At 58.1% G+C, this 14978-nt stretch carries 12 protein-coding genes and 1 riboswitch; of the genes, 5 read left to right on the forward strand and 7 right to left on the reverse strand.

Features of this window, described 5'->3' with window-relative positions; genetic code table 11:
• Window positions 1-22 precede the first annotated feature (22 nt).
• Both FEZ62_RS09660 and FEZ62_RS09665 read right to left on the reverse strand, forming a co-directional pair.
• Complete coding sequence (locus FEZ62_RS09660) at window positions 23-688, reverse strand: polymerase (RefSeq protein WP_172927503.1); 666 nt, start codon at window positions 686-688, stop codon at window positions 23-25.
• Entirely contained in the window at window positions 685-1845 is a 1161-nt protein-coding gene (locus FEZ62_RS09665) for an O-antigen ligase family protein (RefSeq protein WP_172927504.1), read from the reverse strand. The genes FEZ62_RS09660 and FEZ62_RS09665 overlap by 4 nt, the downstream gene beginning before the upstream one ends.
• Window positions 1846-2040: 195 nt before the next feature.
• Between FEZ62_RS09665 and msbA the strand changes: the two genes are divergently transcribed.
• Entirely contained in the window at window positions 2041-3837 is a 1797-nt protein-coding gene (msbA, locus tag FEZ62_RS09670; protein WP_172927505.1) for a lipid A export permease/ATP-binding protein MsbA, read from the forward strand.
• A gap of 136 nt (window positions 3838-3973) precedes the next feature.
• Window positions 3974-5395, forward strand: a complete 1422-nt coding sequence (gene hldE, locus FEZ62_RS09675; RefSeq protein WP_150547792.1) for a bifunctional D-glycero-beta-D-manno-heptose-7-phosphate kinase/D-glycero-beta-D-manno-heptose 1-phosphate adenylyltransferase HldE — start codon at window positions 3974-3976, stop codon at window positions 5393-5395.
• Between the two features lie 47 nt (window positions 5396-5442).
• On the opposite strand, the gene FEZ62_RS09680 is transcribed toward hldE, so the two are convergent.
• The 4 genes from FEZ62_RS09680 to FEZ62_RS09695 form a co-directional block, all read right to left on the reverse strand.
• On the reverse strand, window positions 5443-6399 hold the full coding sequence (locus FEZ62_RS09680) for a metal ABC transporter ATPase (RefSeq protein ID WP_069898317.1): 957 nt from the start codon (window positions 6397-6399) through the stop codon (window positions 5443-5445).
• Between the two features lie 85 nt (window positions 6400-6484).
• Window positions 6485-7294 (reverse strand): aldo/keto reductase, encoded by an 810-nt coding sequence (locus tag FEZ62_RS09685; RefSeq protein ID WP_172927506.1) that lies wholly within the window; start codon window positions 7292-7294, stop codon window positions 6485-6487.
• Window positions 7291-8466, reverse strand: a complete 1176-nt coding sequence (locus tag FEZ62_RS09690; RefSeq protein ID WP_172927507.1) for an FAD-dependent oxidoreductase — start codon at window positions 8464-8466, stop codon at window positions 7291-7293. The genes FEZ62_RS09685 and FEZ62_RS09690 overlap by 4 nt, the downstream gene beginning before the upstream one ends.
• Window positions 8467-8530: 64 nt before the next feature.
• Window positions 8531-8863, reverse strand: a complete 333-nt coding sequence (locus tag FEZ62_RS09695) for a multidrug efflux SMR transporter (protein WP_069898314.1) — start codon at window positions 8861-8863, stop codon at window positions 8531-8533.
• A gap of 82 nt (window positions 8864-8945) precedes the next feature.
• Between FEZ62_RS09695 and FEZ62_RS09700 the strand changes: the two genes are divergently transcribed.
• Entirely contained in the window at window positions 8946-9830 is an 885-nt protein-coding gene (locus FEZ62_RS09700) for a LysR family transcriptional regulator (RefSeq protein ID WP_172927508.1), read from the forward strand.
• 33 nt (window positions 9831-9863) lie between these two features.
• On the forward strand, window positions 9864-11150 hold the full coding sequence (gene waaA, locus FEZ62_RS09705) for a lipid IV(A) 3-deoxy-D-manno-octulosonic acid transferase (protein WP_172927509.1): 1287 nt from the start codon (window positions 9864-9866) through the stop codon (window positions 11148-11150).
• Window positions 11151-11212: 62 nt separating this feature from the next.
• Here waaA and FEZ62_RS09710 read toward each other — a convergent pair whose 3' ends face one another.
• The gene (locus FEZ62_RS09710) at window positions 11213-12664 is read right to left on the reverse strand and encodes a TolC family outer membrane protein (RefSeq protein ID WP_069898311.1); all 1452 of its coding nucleotides are present in this window, start codon (window positions 12662-12664) and stop codon (window positions 11213-11215) included.
• A 207-nt stretch (window positions 12665-12871) separates the two neighbouring features.
• Window positions 12872-12979, forward strand: a riboswitch (TPP riboswitch).
• 99 nt (window positions 12980-13078) lie between these two features.
• On the opposite strand from FEZ62_RS09710, the gene thiC reads away from it, so the two are divergent.
• Complete coding sequence (gene thiC / locus FEZ62_RS09715) at window positions 13079-14971, forward strand: phosphomethylpyrimidine synthase ThiC (RefSeq protein WP_172927510.1); 1893 nt, start codon at window positions 13079-13081, stop codon at window positions 14969-14971.
• Window positions 14972-14978: the final 7 nt, after the last annotated feature.

Here is a 14978-nt window from a genome sequence, read left to right on the forward strand (position 1 = left end):
TGCTGACTGATTTTGTTGGCGGTTACTTGGCTGCTTGCTTGCGGCTGGTAAACGCGTGGTTTAGCCGGGCAGCGGCTTTGTTGCCGGCGGATTGGGCGTAGCCCTGCACCAGCGAGTCGAGATGTTCGTCGGCCAGCCAGGTCGTGTCTTCCTTGTACCGCACCATATGCTGGACATTTCGCGTGCGCTGCCAGAATGAGAGCGGGCGCGAGAATATCTTCATATCGGACACATCAATCAGGGCAAATTGCTGGTCGGGCATGATCAGTACGTTGCCCAGATGTAGCGAGCGGAAGTAAACCCCGGACTCATGCAGCTGGCCGAGGAAGTTGCCGAACCGAAACAGCTCGTTTGGCAACTGCTCCTGGGTCAAAGTGCGCCAGTAACTGCGCAGGGTTTCGCCAGCGACTGGTTCGTACTGCAAACCGTTGAGTTGCAACTCGGGCACAACAATCAAATCGAGCGTGATGGGTGCTGGGATACCCAGTGCTATCAGGCGTGCGGCATTGCGTGCAAAGCGCACTGACGGCGGTGCCCACAACGAAGACGACAAAAGACGCTTGCGACGAAAGAGCTTAAGGAAGCTGCCATCGGCAAGCCGGGCAACTTTAAGACCGTAGCCGTCTTCCTCGATAGTCTGTGAGCCTTCTAGTTTGGCTTTCAGCTGTGCTTGGGTCAGGGTCGTCATGTGTCGTTCTGCACGCGTTGGCGAATGGACAGGGCGGCAAACAGCGCGAGTGGAATCCAGATCAGGTACCAGTTCTCGTTCGGGCGCGAGATAAACGAACTGCCTTCGGTTAATCCTGCGAATACGCCGTAGCAAACCAGTGCAGACGCCACTTGAATCGCAGCGTCGTGGCGAAGCTGCAGGGTTTTGCGCAACAGGGCGAAGTACATCGCCGCCCAGATTATCAGCCCGATAAGCCCCAGATGTAGCAGTACGGCAAGTTCAACGTTGTGCGGGTCTTCTAGTTGTTGCATGCCGGGAATCGTGAATATGAACTCGCTCTGATAACCGTAGCCAAACCAGAGTTTTTCCTGCGCCTGCTCTAGGGCCTGTTGCCAGATATGTGGCCGGTAAGACAAACCGCGCTCCATCAGGATATCGGGCGCAACAAAGTACAGCGCAACACCCGCCAAACAAACAGCGGCGAACACGTACAGGCCTTTTTTGCCGGTAATCATCATCAGCCAAAGCGCTACTGCAAAAATTGCCAGCAGTGGCGTTCGTGAGCCGGTCTCAAGCACAACTGCCAGCAACGGCAGCGTTAGTAGAATTGCGATCCAGCTATTACGGCCCTGAGACGTTGCCCATGTCGCGAGCCAGTAGGCGCAGAAGAAACCAAATACGTGCGAAGAAAGCAGTGGGTTGCGCAGTGTCCCAGTGCCTACCAAGCGTGCGTCCGCAGTGGCGCTAGGCAGAAACTGGATGAGGTTGTAAGCCGCGCCCAATGACATGACCACAGCACTGACGCGCAGGGTTGTCAGCAAGAGTTTTACATCCCGGCAGGCCATGATTGCGCAGCCGGCAAACAGCATGAATATATACAGTGGCCGCTTGGTCAGGCTTGCAGGGCTGTGCTCGTGCGACCAGTCAAGGCTCAGAATCATCAGTGCGGCCAGCAGCAAAAAGAACACTATGATCGGCTCGCGTAACAGCGTCTTGAACAAACTCGGCTTAACTATCAGTCCCAGCAACGCCGGAAATGCAAAGAAGCCATAGTAAAGCTTGGTGTGGGTACTGAGTTCCGGCAGCCAGATCATCCCGGTCAGCAGCAAAAAATAGCCAAGGGGCAGCCAGTACTGGGCGATCAACGTATATAGCCGAGTTTGAGTTGCTGCCATGAGCTTTGGGGAAGATTGCATTGTCTGGAAGGGGTTGTTAGAAAGGGGCGTAGCATAATTGATCTGTCCGCAAGATGAAGCCTTTGTCGGCTTAGTTTGCAGTTTGTGCTGCAATTTCGTTGCTGGCAGCATGCTTGGCTCTAGTCTTTGAGGCCCTGTGATATACTTTTTTACCCTACCGGCGCGTCGAGCCCTATGAGCGATAAAACCCCTGTCTCTACCAGTCTAAAAATTTATTTCCGCCTGCTCAGCTACGTAAAACCTTACGTCGGCTACTTTGGGTTGAGTATCGTCGGCTACGTGATTTTTGCTTCGACGCAGCCGATGCTCGCTGGAATTCTCAAGTACTTCGTTGATGGCTTGTCCAATCCGCAAGCGGTGCTTTTCCCTACAGTCCCTTACCTGCAAGACCTCGAACTGCTGCAGGCGGTGCCGCTGCTAATCGTCTTGATTGCAGCTTGGCAGGGTCTTGGCTCGTTTCTGGGTAACTATTATCTGGCCAAGGTGTCGTTGAGCCTGGTGCACGATTTGCGCACGGCGTTATTCGACAGCTTGTTAAGCCTGCCCAATCGTTACTTCGACAGTCACAACTCGGGTCATCTGATCTCACGCATCACCTTCAACGTGACCATGGTCACAGGCGCTGCCACTGATGCGATCAAGGTGGTTATTCGCGAAGGGTTGACGGTGGTCTTCCTGTTTATCTACCTGTTGTGGATGAACTGGCAGTTGACCATGGTCATGCTGGCGATCCTGCCGGTTATTGCGCTGATGGTTGGCAGTGCCAGCAAAAAATTCCGCAAACAGAGCAAGAAAATCCAGGTGGCGATGGGGGACGTAACTCACGTGGCCTCGGAAACCATTCAGGGCTATCGCGTAGTGCGCAGCTTTGGCGGCGAGACTTATGAGTCTGAGCGTTTCGAGACTGCCAGCCGTGACAACACCTTCAAGCAATTGAAAATGACCAAGACTGGCGCGGTGTACACGCCGATGCTGCAGTTGGTCATCTACGTTGCGATGGCTGTTCTGATGTTCCTGGTCTTGTATCTTCGCGGTGATGCGACTGCCGGTGATCTGGTGGCTTACATCACGGCCGCCGGTCTGCTGCCCAAGCCGATTCGCCAGTTGTCTGAGGTGAGCGCCACCATCCAGAAAGGCCTTGCAGCGGCGGACAGCATCTTTGAGCAGCTTGATGAATCGCCGGAAGTCGATAGCGGTTCAGTCGAGGTCGAAAAGGCAACCGGTCGTCTGGAGGTCAAAGGCCTCAGCTTCCAGTATCCAGGTACCGAGAAGGCCGTGCTGCACGACATTAATTTTGTCGCGGAGCCCGGCCAGATGATTGCTCTGGTGGGTCGCTCCGGCAGCGGCAAGTCGACTTTGGCCAACCTGATTCCGCGCTTCTATCACCATGAAACCGGGCAGATCCTGCTAGATGGCGTCGATATCGAAGAGTACACCCTGCGTAACCTGCGTCGGCATATCGCGCTGGTGACCCAGCAAGTGACGCTGTTCAACGATTCCGTCGCCAACAATATTGCCTACGGTGATCTGGCCGGTGCGCCGCGTGAAGACATTGAGCATGCGGTAGAAGCAGCGTATGCCAAAGAGTTTATCGATAAGCTGCCCGAAGGCCTCGACACAGAAGTAGGCGAGAACGGCGTGCTGCTGTCTGGCGGTCAGCGCCAGCGTTTGGCGATTGCCCGTGCGCTGCTGAAAGATGCACCGATTCTGGTGCTCGACGAAGCGACTTCGGCGCTGGATACTGAATCTGAGCGGCATATTCAGGCCGCGCTGGATTCGGTTATGAAAGGCCGGACGACGCTGGTGATCGCTCACCGTTTGTCGACTATCGAGAAGGCCGATCAGATTCTGGTGATGGAGCAGGGGCAGATTGTCGAGCGCGGCACTCATGCCGAGCTGCTGGCGATGAATGGCTATTACGCCCGCCTGCATGCGCTGGGACTGGATGAGCCCGAGTCTGAAAACGTCTAACACCACAACGGCAAGCTGCGTACGTCCTGCCATTTGGCGCAGCTTGCCGGCTGATCCTGATCACCAGGTTTGTACTGGCCTGTGCTGATTCGCCTGATAAACTAAGAAACCGCTACTTAAAGGCTTCGGAGTTCACATGAAGTTGTCCATGCCCCGTTTTGATCAAGCCCCGGTTCTGGTGGTTGGCGATGTCATGCTCGACCGCTACTGGCATGGCGGTACTTCACGTATCTCGCCAGAGGCGCCGGTTCCGGTGGTCAAGGTTGAGCAGATCGAAGACCGTCCCGGCGGCGCTGCCAACGTTGCGCTGAATATCGCGGCGCTGGGCGCACCGGCAATCCTGGTCGGTGTCACTGGTGAGGATGAAGCCGCTGAAAGCCTCACCGACAGCCTTGAGGCGATTGGCGTCAGAACCCACTTCCAGCGTATCGAAGACCAGCCCACCATCGTCAAGCTGCGGGTCATGAGCCGTCATCAGCAGTTGCTGCGCATGGACTTCGAAGAACCCTTCAATACCGACACCGATGCGTTGGCTAAAATGGTCGATTCCCTGCTCGACGGGGTCAAAGTGCTGGTGTTGTCGGATTACGGCAAGGGCGCACTGAAAAACCATCAGGCGCTGGTGCAGTTGGCGCGCAAACGCAATATTCCGGTGCTGGCCGACCCCAAGGGTAAAGATTTCTCCATCTACCGTGGCGCGAGCCTGATCACCCCGAACCTCAGCGAGTTCGAGGCGATAGTCGGGCGTTGTGAAGATGAAGCGCAATTGGTCAGCAAAGGTGCCGCGCTGATGCGTGAACTGGAGTTGGGCGCGCTTCTGGTGACCCGTGGTGAACACGGCATGACCTTACTGCGTCCAAGCCATGCACCGCTGCATCTGCCTGCGCGGGCGCGTGAAGTGTTCGATGTGACTGGCGCCGGCGATACGGTTATTTCCACGCTGGCAGCGGCATTGGCGGCCGACGAAGAGTTGCCGCAAGCCGTTGCCCTGGCCAATCTGGCTGCCGGTATCGTGGTTGGCAAGCTGGGTACGGCGGCGATCAGTGCGCCGGAGTTGCGTCGCGCTGTGCAGCGGGAACAAGGTTCTGAGCGCGGCGTGTTGAGCCTCGATCAGTTGCTGATTGCGATTGAGGATGCGCGCGCGCATGGCGAGAAGATCGTATTCACCAATGGCTGTTTCGACATTCTGCATGCAGGCCACGTGACTTACCTTGAGCAGGCGCGTGCGCAAGGTGATCGTCTGGTGCTGGCAGTTAACGATGATGGTTCTGTCAGTCGCCTGAAAGGGCCGGGCCGACCTATCAACTCGGTCGATCGGCGTATGGCTGTTTTGGCGGGCTTGGGCGCGGTTGATTGGGTGGTGAGTTTCAGCGAGGACACGCCCGAGCGCCTGCTCAAGCAAGTGCAGCCTGATGTGCTGGTCAAGGGCGGCGACTACTCGATCGATCAGGTCGTTGGGGCGGACATCGTAAATGCCTACGGCGGCGAAGTGCGGGTACTGAGCCTGGTTGAGAACAGCTCGACCACAGCCATCGTCGAGAAAATCCGCAACCGCTAAATGCTGTGCCGGTAACCCGCTAGGTTGCGGATTACCGGCGTCAGGTACTAGCCCTGACGCGCTTGCGGTTGTTTGAAATCGGCGGCTCCTGCCGGCTTGGGCTTTGCCGGACTCTTGGCAGTTGGCGCCTTGAGTTGTTGCGATTTTGCCCAGTCCTTCCAGCGGATTCGTTCATCGCGAACCACCCAGCCGTCCTGAGCGGCAAAGCTCTCTGCCAGCCAGACGCCGCGGGTACTCGCCGGGCTTAGCTCGCCCTTTTTCAAGGTCAGCAATTCGGCGGTGGGTTTACCGTCTTCCAATGCGATCAGATACAGGTCTGGCTTACTGCGGTCCAGACGTGCGACCAGGGTGCCATCTTCAAGGCATTCATCGGCATGGAACAGGCTCAGCTGTTTGACCTCTTTGGGCAGCTCCATGCGCATGTCGTACACCAGTTGCAGCGAGGCCGTTGGCAAGTGCACATATGCGCGCGGGCGCTCCAATAGCGTCAGATTGCTGCAACGCACCGGGCGCGCAGCCCCCGATAACGATCCAAGACGGAAATTAACCGCTTCACGGTAGTGCAGCACGCCTTGATACGGCGTCGGCAGCCAGGTCTCGCCAAAGCGTCCGGCCAGCCAGCCTTCGGGCGTTTCCATCAGGCACTCTTCAGCGACTTCCTGAATGGCGGTGAGCAGCGGCAAGTTGAGTTCGTGGGCTGGCACGTAGCCGGAAATCAGCTTGAGCACGACATCGCCGCGGTCGGCTCGGCGCTGGCGTACCAGCACCCAGTAATCACGCCCTTGCCAGTTCAGCGTCAAGCGTACGGAGACCCCGAGATTCGCCAGTTCCACGGCAAAGCGCTGGTTGTCTTCGATTTCAATGGTGGTGCGCCGCTCAAGCATTTCCCTGAAGTTAAGCGGGCGGCCCAGGCTCGAATAAGCCAGCCCGTCCGGGTCGGCCTCAACAAACAGTGGCAATGTTTTAAAGGCGTTAGGATCTTTGCGAATTAACGTACGCGACATTTGCGCTCCTTTAGGCTTCTGCTCTGTTGTTTTCGGCGCCCGTGAGTGCGTGCGCCGGTATTCAGTCAGCTCCGAGGGCTGTGTCTCAGCGTAAAGCCTGAATCACCTCGGCGGCCATTGCGACATTCGAAGATAGATGTTTTGCGTTGATGGTGCCAATGATTGCGCTGCTAACCGCCGGATGGGCAAATATCAGTTCGAAGCTGGCGCGTATTGGATCGGCACCAGGAGCGAGGCAGGCGTGCCCGCTGGCGAGGGCTTTCTTGATGAGGATTGCCTTGCCGTGCTCGGCCGCATAATCGAGAACCGGCAATTCGGCCTGCTCATTAAGGTTGTAAGTGACCATCGCGCAGTCGCCTTGCTCCAGCGCCAGCAGCCCGCCCGCCACGGTTTTTCCGGACAGGCCGAAACCGCGAATCTTGCCTTCCTGTTTCAGTGCTTGCAGGGTTTGGTAGATCCCGCTGTTTTGCAGAATATCGACGTCGTTGCCGTCTGAATGCACCAACAGCATGTCGATGTAGTCCGTCTCCAGCCGTTGCAGGCTGCGCTCGACGGAGTAGCGGGTGTGGGCCGGGCTGAAGTCGAAAGAGGAGAGGCCGTTGTCGAACTCTTCGCCAACCTTGCTGACGATGACCCAGTCCTGACGTTGCCCGCGTAGCAGCGGGCCGAGTCGGCTTTCGCTATTGCCATAAGCGGGCGCGGTGTCGAGCAGGTTGATGCCAAGATCGCGCGCCTGGGCGAGTAACTGGCGCACGCTGGCGTCGTCGGGAATGGTGAAACCATTCGGGTATTTGACGCCCTGATCGCGGCCAATCTTGACGGTGCCGAGGCCTAGCGGAGAAACCTGCAAGCCGCTGCTGCCCAGTGGCCGGTGCAAATGATGCAGGCTGCTCATGCGAACATGTGCTCCCAGATTGGCTGGGCGACTTCAGGCTGCTTGAGTACAGGTAATGCTGGATGCTCGGCTGGGACGATGGCATCGCGTTTCAGGCTCGCCATTACCCGGTCGGCAAAGTCTGGTGCCAGCGCCAGCTTGGTCGGCCAGCCGACGATCAGTGTTCCTTCATCAGCCAGAAACGCATTGTCTGGCCGCATCAGGCTGGATTGTGCCGGCTCGGCGCGATCAACCCGGAACGTCGCCCATTTGGCGGTGCTCAGGTCGATCCATGGCAGCAACGAGGCTATTTCAGTTTGTGCCGCTTGAATCTGTTCTTCAGGCGAGCGCGCCACGCCACTGGCTTCGGCGATGTCGCCGCCCATGTACCACACCCATTCGCCGTCTGAGCAAGGATGAGTGGTTACAGTGACGCGTGGTTTGGGACCGCCACCCAGGCAATGGGCATACAAGGGCTTTAGCGATGGCCCTTTGGCCAGCACCATGTGCAGAGGGCGTAATTGTTGCTCAGGCTTGCTCAGGCCGAGCGCAGTCAGCAGTTCAGCAGTGCCGCTGCCGGCGCTGAGCACGATGCGCTGGGCGCGAATTTCCCGGCCGTCTACGCGCAGGCCCACCAGTTGCTGGTTTTCGTGCAGCGGTTCAATCACCTTACAGGCCAGCAGGCTATTGGCGCTGAGTTCGGCGAGCCGGGTAATCAGGCTTGGCACATCCAGCACCAACTCGGCCAGGCGATAAACCTTGCCCTTGAACTTGCGGTCTTGCAGGGCCGGTGGCAACTGATCCCCTTTGACCTGATCAACCCGGCCGCGCACGGCTTTGCTGGCAAAGAAGCTGGTGAGATTGCCGGCAAGGCTGCCTGGCGACCATAAATAATGCGCATCGGAAAGTAGGCGTACACCGCTCAGGTCGATTTCGCCGTTGCCGGCAATCGCTTCGCGCCAGCGCCGTGGCATATCGGCGATGGCTTCGGAGGCGCCAGTCAGTGCCCCGTGCAGCGCGTACTTCGCGCCGCCGTGGATGATGCCTTGCGAAGCTACACTCTGGCCGCCACCCAGTGTGGCGTTTTCCAGTAGCAGCGTGGCATAGCCTTCACGGCGCAACCGCGCATTGAGCCATAGGCCTGCGATACCGCCACCAACGATTAGCACGTCGGTACTCAGAGCTTGGGACATGTGAACGCCTCAACAGTCAAACAGGCTCCCAGTATAGCGCGGGCGACGGTTACAACTCTTGATCTCAGTGCCCGACTGACCGAGAAAACATTTGAATAACCACAACCCCCGCAATAATCAGCGCCATGCCCGCTATTGCAGCTAAATCCAACGTCTGCTGGTAAAGCACCGCAGCAGCAATACTCACCAGCACAATGCCCAGACCGGCCCACACGGCATAGGCCACGCCCACAGGAATGGTTTTGACCACCAGGCTTAGCATCCAGAACGAAATCGCGTAGCCAACGATCACCAGCAGCAACGGCAATGGCTTGCTGAAGCCGTTGAGCGCTTTCATCGAGGTCGTCGCAATCACTTCAGCGGTTATGGCAATCGCCAGATACAAGTAACCGGACATAATCAGTCTCCTTTTCGATTGAGCGATTCTAGTCATTTACATGATGGGATAAAGTGATTACCTATCTGCTATGGAGATGGGTATGCAGTGGAATCTTGAACAGTTGCGTCTGTTTGTTGGGGTCGCCGAGGGCCGGTCGTTTTCGGCTGTGGCGCGGCAGATGAATCGCGTGCAGTCGGCGGTGAGTTCGGCGATTGCCATGCTGGAGGCCGATCTGGGTGTAACCCTGTTCGAGCGCAGCAGTGGCCGCCAGCCCGTGTTAACCGCCGCAGGCAGTGCGTTGTTGGCCGAAGCGCGGGATGTGCTGCACCAATGCCAGCGCCTTGAAGGACGAGCGCTGGGCCTGAGCCGGGGTGAGGAGGCGTGCTTGCGCCTGGCGCAGGATGAGGCCATGCCTTATCAGCCGGTGCTCGACAGTTTGGAGTCACTGTCTCAGGCGTTTCCGCTGCTGGAGGTGCAGCTGGCAAGCGGCGCTCAAGGTGAAGTTGCCAATAAGCTGCTGGAGCGCCGGGCCGATCTGGGCTTGTTGTTCAACCACGAGAAGATGCCCGATGCGCTTGAGCGTCAGCGTTTGGGCACGATTGAGATGGTAACGGTATGCGCAGCCAATCACCCTCTGGCTCAAGTGACGCACATTGGCCGCCGTGAGTTGGCGCGTCACCGCCAGCTTCTCATGGCGCCACAAGAGGGCCAGTATCCGGGCGGTGAACAGCTCAGCCCCTCTGTCTGGCGGGCGGATAGCTTTTACGCCATGGCCGAGCTGGTGATGCGCAATCTGGGCTGGGCCTGGTTGCCGCGCCACGTTGCAAGCTACCCGACGTATCTCAGTCAATTGGTTGAACTGCCCTGCGATTGGACGCCGCCGCCTTTGGTGGTGGAACTGGTCAGGCGCCGGGATGAAGCGCTTGGGCCGGCTGCGCAGTGGCTGGGTAAAAGTTTTGCCGAGCATCTGCGGGCAATCGGCTGATGGAAATTGATCGCTCTGCTAAGCTGCGCGCCCATGAATCGATCAATTTATAGTCTGTTGTTTTATCTCGGTTTACCGCTGATCGCTGTGCGTCTGGCTTGGCGTGCATGGCGTGCCCCGGCGTACGCCAAACGCATCGCTGAGCGGTTTGCTTTTGGCCTGCCGCCGCTGCAGCCAGGCGGCATTTGGGTGCATGCGGTGTCGGTGGGTGAAAGCATTGCCGCGGCGCCGATGATTCGCCAATTGCTGGAACGTTATCCACAGCTGCCGCTCACCATTACCTGCATGACGCCGACCGGTTCCGAGCGTATTCAGGCCATGTTTTCTGGTGCCGAGTATCAGGGCCGTGTGCAGCATTGCTACATGCCTTATGACTTGCCGTGGGCGGCCGCGCGTTTTCTTAAACGACTGCAGCCCAAGCTGGCGGTGATCATGGAAACCGAGCTGTGGCCTAATCATATTCATCAATGTGCGCGCCGCGGTATTCCGGTGGCGCTGGCCAATGCGCGGCTTTCCGAGCGTTCGGCGCGTGGTTATGCGCGCTTCGCCAAACTGACAGCGCCGATGCTCGCCGAGTTGGATCTGATTGCGGTGCAAACGCAGACCGAAGCGCAGCGCTTCCGTGATCTGGGCGCTCGCGCCGAGTGTGTGGATGTCACCGGTTCAATCAAGTTTGATCTGCGTATCGACCCGGCGCTGTTGGCCCGGGCGGCTGAGTTACGCGCGCAGTGGGCGGCTCAGGATCGGCCGATATGGATTGCAGCGAGTACTCACGAAGGTGAGGATGAACAGGTACTGCTGGCGCATCGTCAGGTGCTTGAAGGTGATCCGCGAGCGCTGTTGATTCTGGTGCCGCGTCATCCCGAGCGCTTCAACTCGGTGTTCGAGCTGTGCCGACGCGAAGGTTTTAACACTCAGCGGCGTTCAACCGCTGCCGCTGTGACTGCCGAGCATCAGGTATTGCTGGGTGACACCATGGGCGAGCTGCTGTTTTTGTACGCGCTGGCCGACCTGGCCTTTGTCGGCGGCAGCTTGATTGCCAGCGGTGGGCACAATCCGCTTGAACCTGCTGCGCTGGGCAAGCCGATTCTGATGGGCCCGCATGTGTTCAACTTTCTCGAAATCACTGCGTTGCTGCGCAGTGCTGGCGCCTTGCTCGATGTCGACAGTGGCGAGCAACTGGCGGTCCAACTCAAGCAGTTATGGCAGCAGCCGCAGCAGGCTGAGGCAATGCACAGCGCCGGTCTGGCGGTGATGCAGGCTAATCAGGGCGCGCTGCAGCGCTTGCTTGACGGCTTGGATGCCTTACTCAAACGCTGATCAAAACAGCCGCGCATAAAAAACCCGACAGCAGTCGGGTTTTTTGTTTCAACCGGCAGTAATCAGTACTGCGGATTGCCGTGCATTTGCGCCTCGGCGGCTTTGGCCAGATCTGGCGGAAGGAAGTCTTTATCCGGATTGTAGTCGGGCTTGAGGTAAGCACCCAGCGCTTCCAGATCGCCCGGGCTGAGGGTGCCGGCGGCCTGCTTGAGGCGCAGGTTGTTGAGGATGTAGTCGTAACGGGCATCGTTGTAGTTGCGCACCGAGCTGTACAGCTGACGCTGGGCGTCGAGTACGTCAACGATGTTGCGCGTGCCCACCTGATAACCGATTTGAGTCGCCTCAAGTGCGCTCTGGTTGGAGATGATCGACTGCTTACGCGCCTGTACAGTTTCTACGTCGGTGTTCACGGCGCGGTGGAAGTTGCGCGTGTCCTGAACGATCTTGCGACGCAGGCTTTCGCGCAGCTGTTCGGTCTGGTCAAGGCGCTGATAGGCTTCGCGCACTTGCGAGCTGGTCAGGCCGCCGCTGTAGATCGGGATATTCAACTGCAGGCCGAGCGTGGTTTGCGAAACATCGCTGCCGTACGGCTGAGCGCCTGTCGGAATGCCGGTATTGGTAAAGCCAAGGCTGTCGTTGTCGCCTTGCTCGTAACTGGCCACTGCATCGAGTGTCGGCGCGTGACCGGCCTTGCGCTGACGCAGGGTTTCATTGGCGGCGTCCACGGCAAAGTTGCTGGCTTGCAGGTTGAGGTTCTGCGCGGCAGCCGTATCGACCCAGGCCTTGGCATCATTTGGCGTCGGGGCCAGGATTGGCAGCGTGTGCTTGATGCCTTCGATCGAGGTGTAGTCGCGGTTGGTCAGGGTCATCAAGGCTTGAAAAGCATCATCAACCTGGCGCTGCGCAATAATCCGGTTGGCGCGTGCGGTGTCGTAACCGGCTTGCGCTTCGAGCACGTCGGTTTTGTCTGACAAGCCAACTTCAAAGCGCTCATTGGACTGATCGAGTTGGCGCTTGAACGCCGCTTCTTCGGCCTTGGTTGATGCCAGTGTGTCCTGCGCGCGCAGCACGGCGAAGTAAGTCTCGGCACTCGAAAGAATCAGGTTCTGTTCGGTGGCGGACAAATCCAGTGCAGCCTGCTCGCTGGTCGCTTCGGCAGCTTGCAGTTGATACCAGCGATCCGCACGGAACAGCGGCTGGCTCAGGTTGGCCTGATAGCTGGTGCCGCTGCGCGACAGCGTGGTTGAAGGCTGGTCGAGCGAGGTCCGGGTATTACCCACGGTTGCACCACCCGTAAGATTTGGCAGTAAGCCAGCCCGCGCCTGAGGAACAACTTCGCGGCGCGCCTGATAGTCAGCGCGCGCAGCTGCCAGATCAGCGTTGTTGTTGGCTGCTTCGTTATAGACCGATACCAGGTCCGTTTTAGTTGTCAGCGGGACATGGGCTTGTTCTGCCCAAGCCGAGCCTACCGAAGCAGAGGCAACAGCGAGTGCCAAGGTGAGTCTGCGCAGCATTGGTTTTTCCTAGGTTCGATGTTAGTCAGCAAGGCTAAGGTTAGCTGCCATAAGGGTCAAGATGAGGCCCTGCCGCAGAGAGTGTAGTTTGCAACAAGCTATGTTGCTTCACAGCAACAATCAATGAAAACTCGGCCGGTGAGTCACTTTACGACGAATTGGCCTCAAGGGGCTTGGTTTTCACCTGCACAGTTGTTTAGACTGAGCGCGTTCTTGTCGGGGTGCCCTAATTGAGGGGCTGAGATTGGCATATTGCCGGATCCCGTTGAACCTGATCAGGTTAAGGCCTGCGTAGGGAACAAGATGTCCTCATCACCTGCCATGATGAGTCTCTCGGCACTCAATCCGTGCCCCCCGCGCCACCCGTCTCTGTTCAAGTTCGCTCCGACATACTACTCAGGAGAGTGTTAGTCGATGAGCGTACAACAACAAAATAGCCTGCAGAACCTCAGCGAATCAGCCAAGGTCGATCAACAGTCGATTCAGCCCTTCCCGCGGTCGCGAAAAGTCTACGTGGAAGGTTCGCGCCCGGACATCCGTGTACCTATGCGCGAAATCAGCCTGGACATAACCCCGACCGAGTTCGGCGGTGAAATCAACGCGCCGGTGCTGGTCTACGATACGTCGGGTCCGTATACCGATCCTGCCGTGCAGATTGATGTGCGCAAAGGCCTCGCTGATGTGCGCTCTGTCTGGATTGCCGAGCGTAATGACACCGAATTGCTTGAGGGCCTCAGCTCGCGCTTCGGTCAGGAACGCCTTGCCGACCCTGAGTTGACCAAGATGCGCTTCGCTCATGTGCGCAATCCGCGTCGCGCCAAGCCTGGCCATAACGTCAGCCAGATGCACTACGCACGCAAAGGCATCATCACGCCTGAGATGGAATACATCGCCATCCGCGAAAACCTCAAACTGCAGGAAGCGCGTGCCGCCGGCCTGCTTGATGCGCAGCACGCCGGGCAGAGCTTTGGCGCGGCGATTCCCAAGCAGATCACCGCCGAATTCGTTCGTGAAGAAGTTGCGCGTGGCCGGGCGATTATCCCCGCCAACATCAACCACACCGAGCTTGAGCCGATGATTATCGGCCGTAACTTTCTGGTCAAGATCAACGGCAACATCGGCAACTCGGCGCTGGGCTCCTCGATTGAAGAGGAAGTGGCCAAGCTGACCTGGGGAATCCGTTGGGGCTCCGATACGGTCATGGACCTCTCGACCGGTAAGCACATCCACGAAACCCGCGAGTGGATCATCCGTAACTCGCCAGTACCAATTGGCACGGTGCCGATTTATCAGGCGCTGGAAAAGGTAAACGGCGTGGCCGAAGACCTGACCTGGGAATTGTTCCGCGATACGCTCATCGAGCAAGCCGAGCAGGGCGTCGACTACTTCACCATTCACGCTGGTGTGCTGCTGCGTTACGTGCCGCTGACAGCCAAGCGTGTGACCGGCATTGTTTCCCGCGGCGGCTCGATCATGGCCAAGTGGTGCCTGGCGCACCATAAAGAGAACTTCCTCTACACCCATTTCGACGAAATCTGCGAAATCATGAAGGCCTACGACGTCAGCTTCTCGCTGGGTGACGGCCTGCGTCCCGGCTCGATTGCCGACGCTAACGATGCGGCGCAATTCGGCGAACTGGAAACCCTCGGCGAGCTGACCAAGATCGCCTGGAAGCATGATGTGCAGTGCATGATCGAAGGCCCCGGCCACGTGCCGATGCACATGATCAAAGAGAACATGGACAAGCAGTTGGAGTGCTGTGACGAGGCGCCGTTTTATACCCTCGGCCCGTTAACCACCGACATTGCGCCTGGCTATGACCACATTACCTCGGGTATCGGTGCGGCAATGATCGGCTGGTTCGGCTGCGCGATGCTGTGCTACGTGACACCGAAAGAGCACCTCGGCTTGCCGAGCAAGGATGACGTCAAGACCGGCATCATCACTTACAAGATTGCCGCGCATGCCGCTGACTTGGCGAAAGGCCATCCCGGCGCGCAGATTCGCGACAACGCGCTGTCGAAAGCGCGTTTCGAATTCCGCTGGGAAGATCAGTTCAACCTCGGGCTGGATCCGGACACGGCGCGCAGCTATCACGATGAGACGCTGCCGAAGGACTCCGCCAAGGTCGCGCATTTCTGCTCGATGTGCGGGCCGAAGTTCTGTTCGATGAAAATCACTCAGGAAGTTCGCGACTATGCCAAGGTCAACGGCTTGTCTGATGAAAGCAAGGCAGTCGAGGCCGGCTTCAAGGAGCAATCGGCGCGGTTCAAGGATGAAGGCTCGGTGATCTACCGTCAGGTCTGATCCCAAT

The sequence above is a fragment of the Pseudomonas sp. MS19 genome (assembly GCF_013277615.1).
GTDB lineage: Bacteria > Pseudomonadota > Gammaproteobacteria > Pseudomonadales > Pseudomonadaceae > Aquipseudomonas > Aquipseudomonas marincola.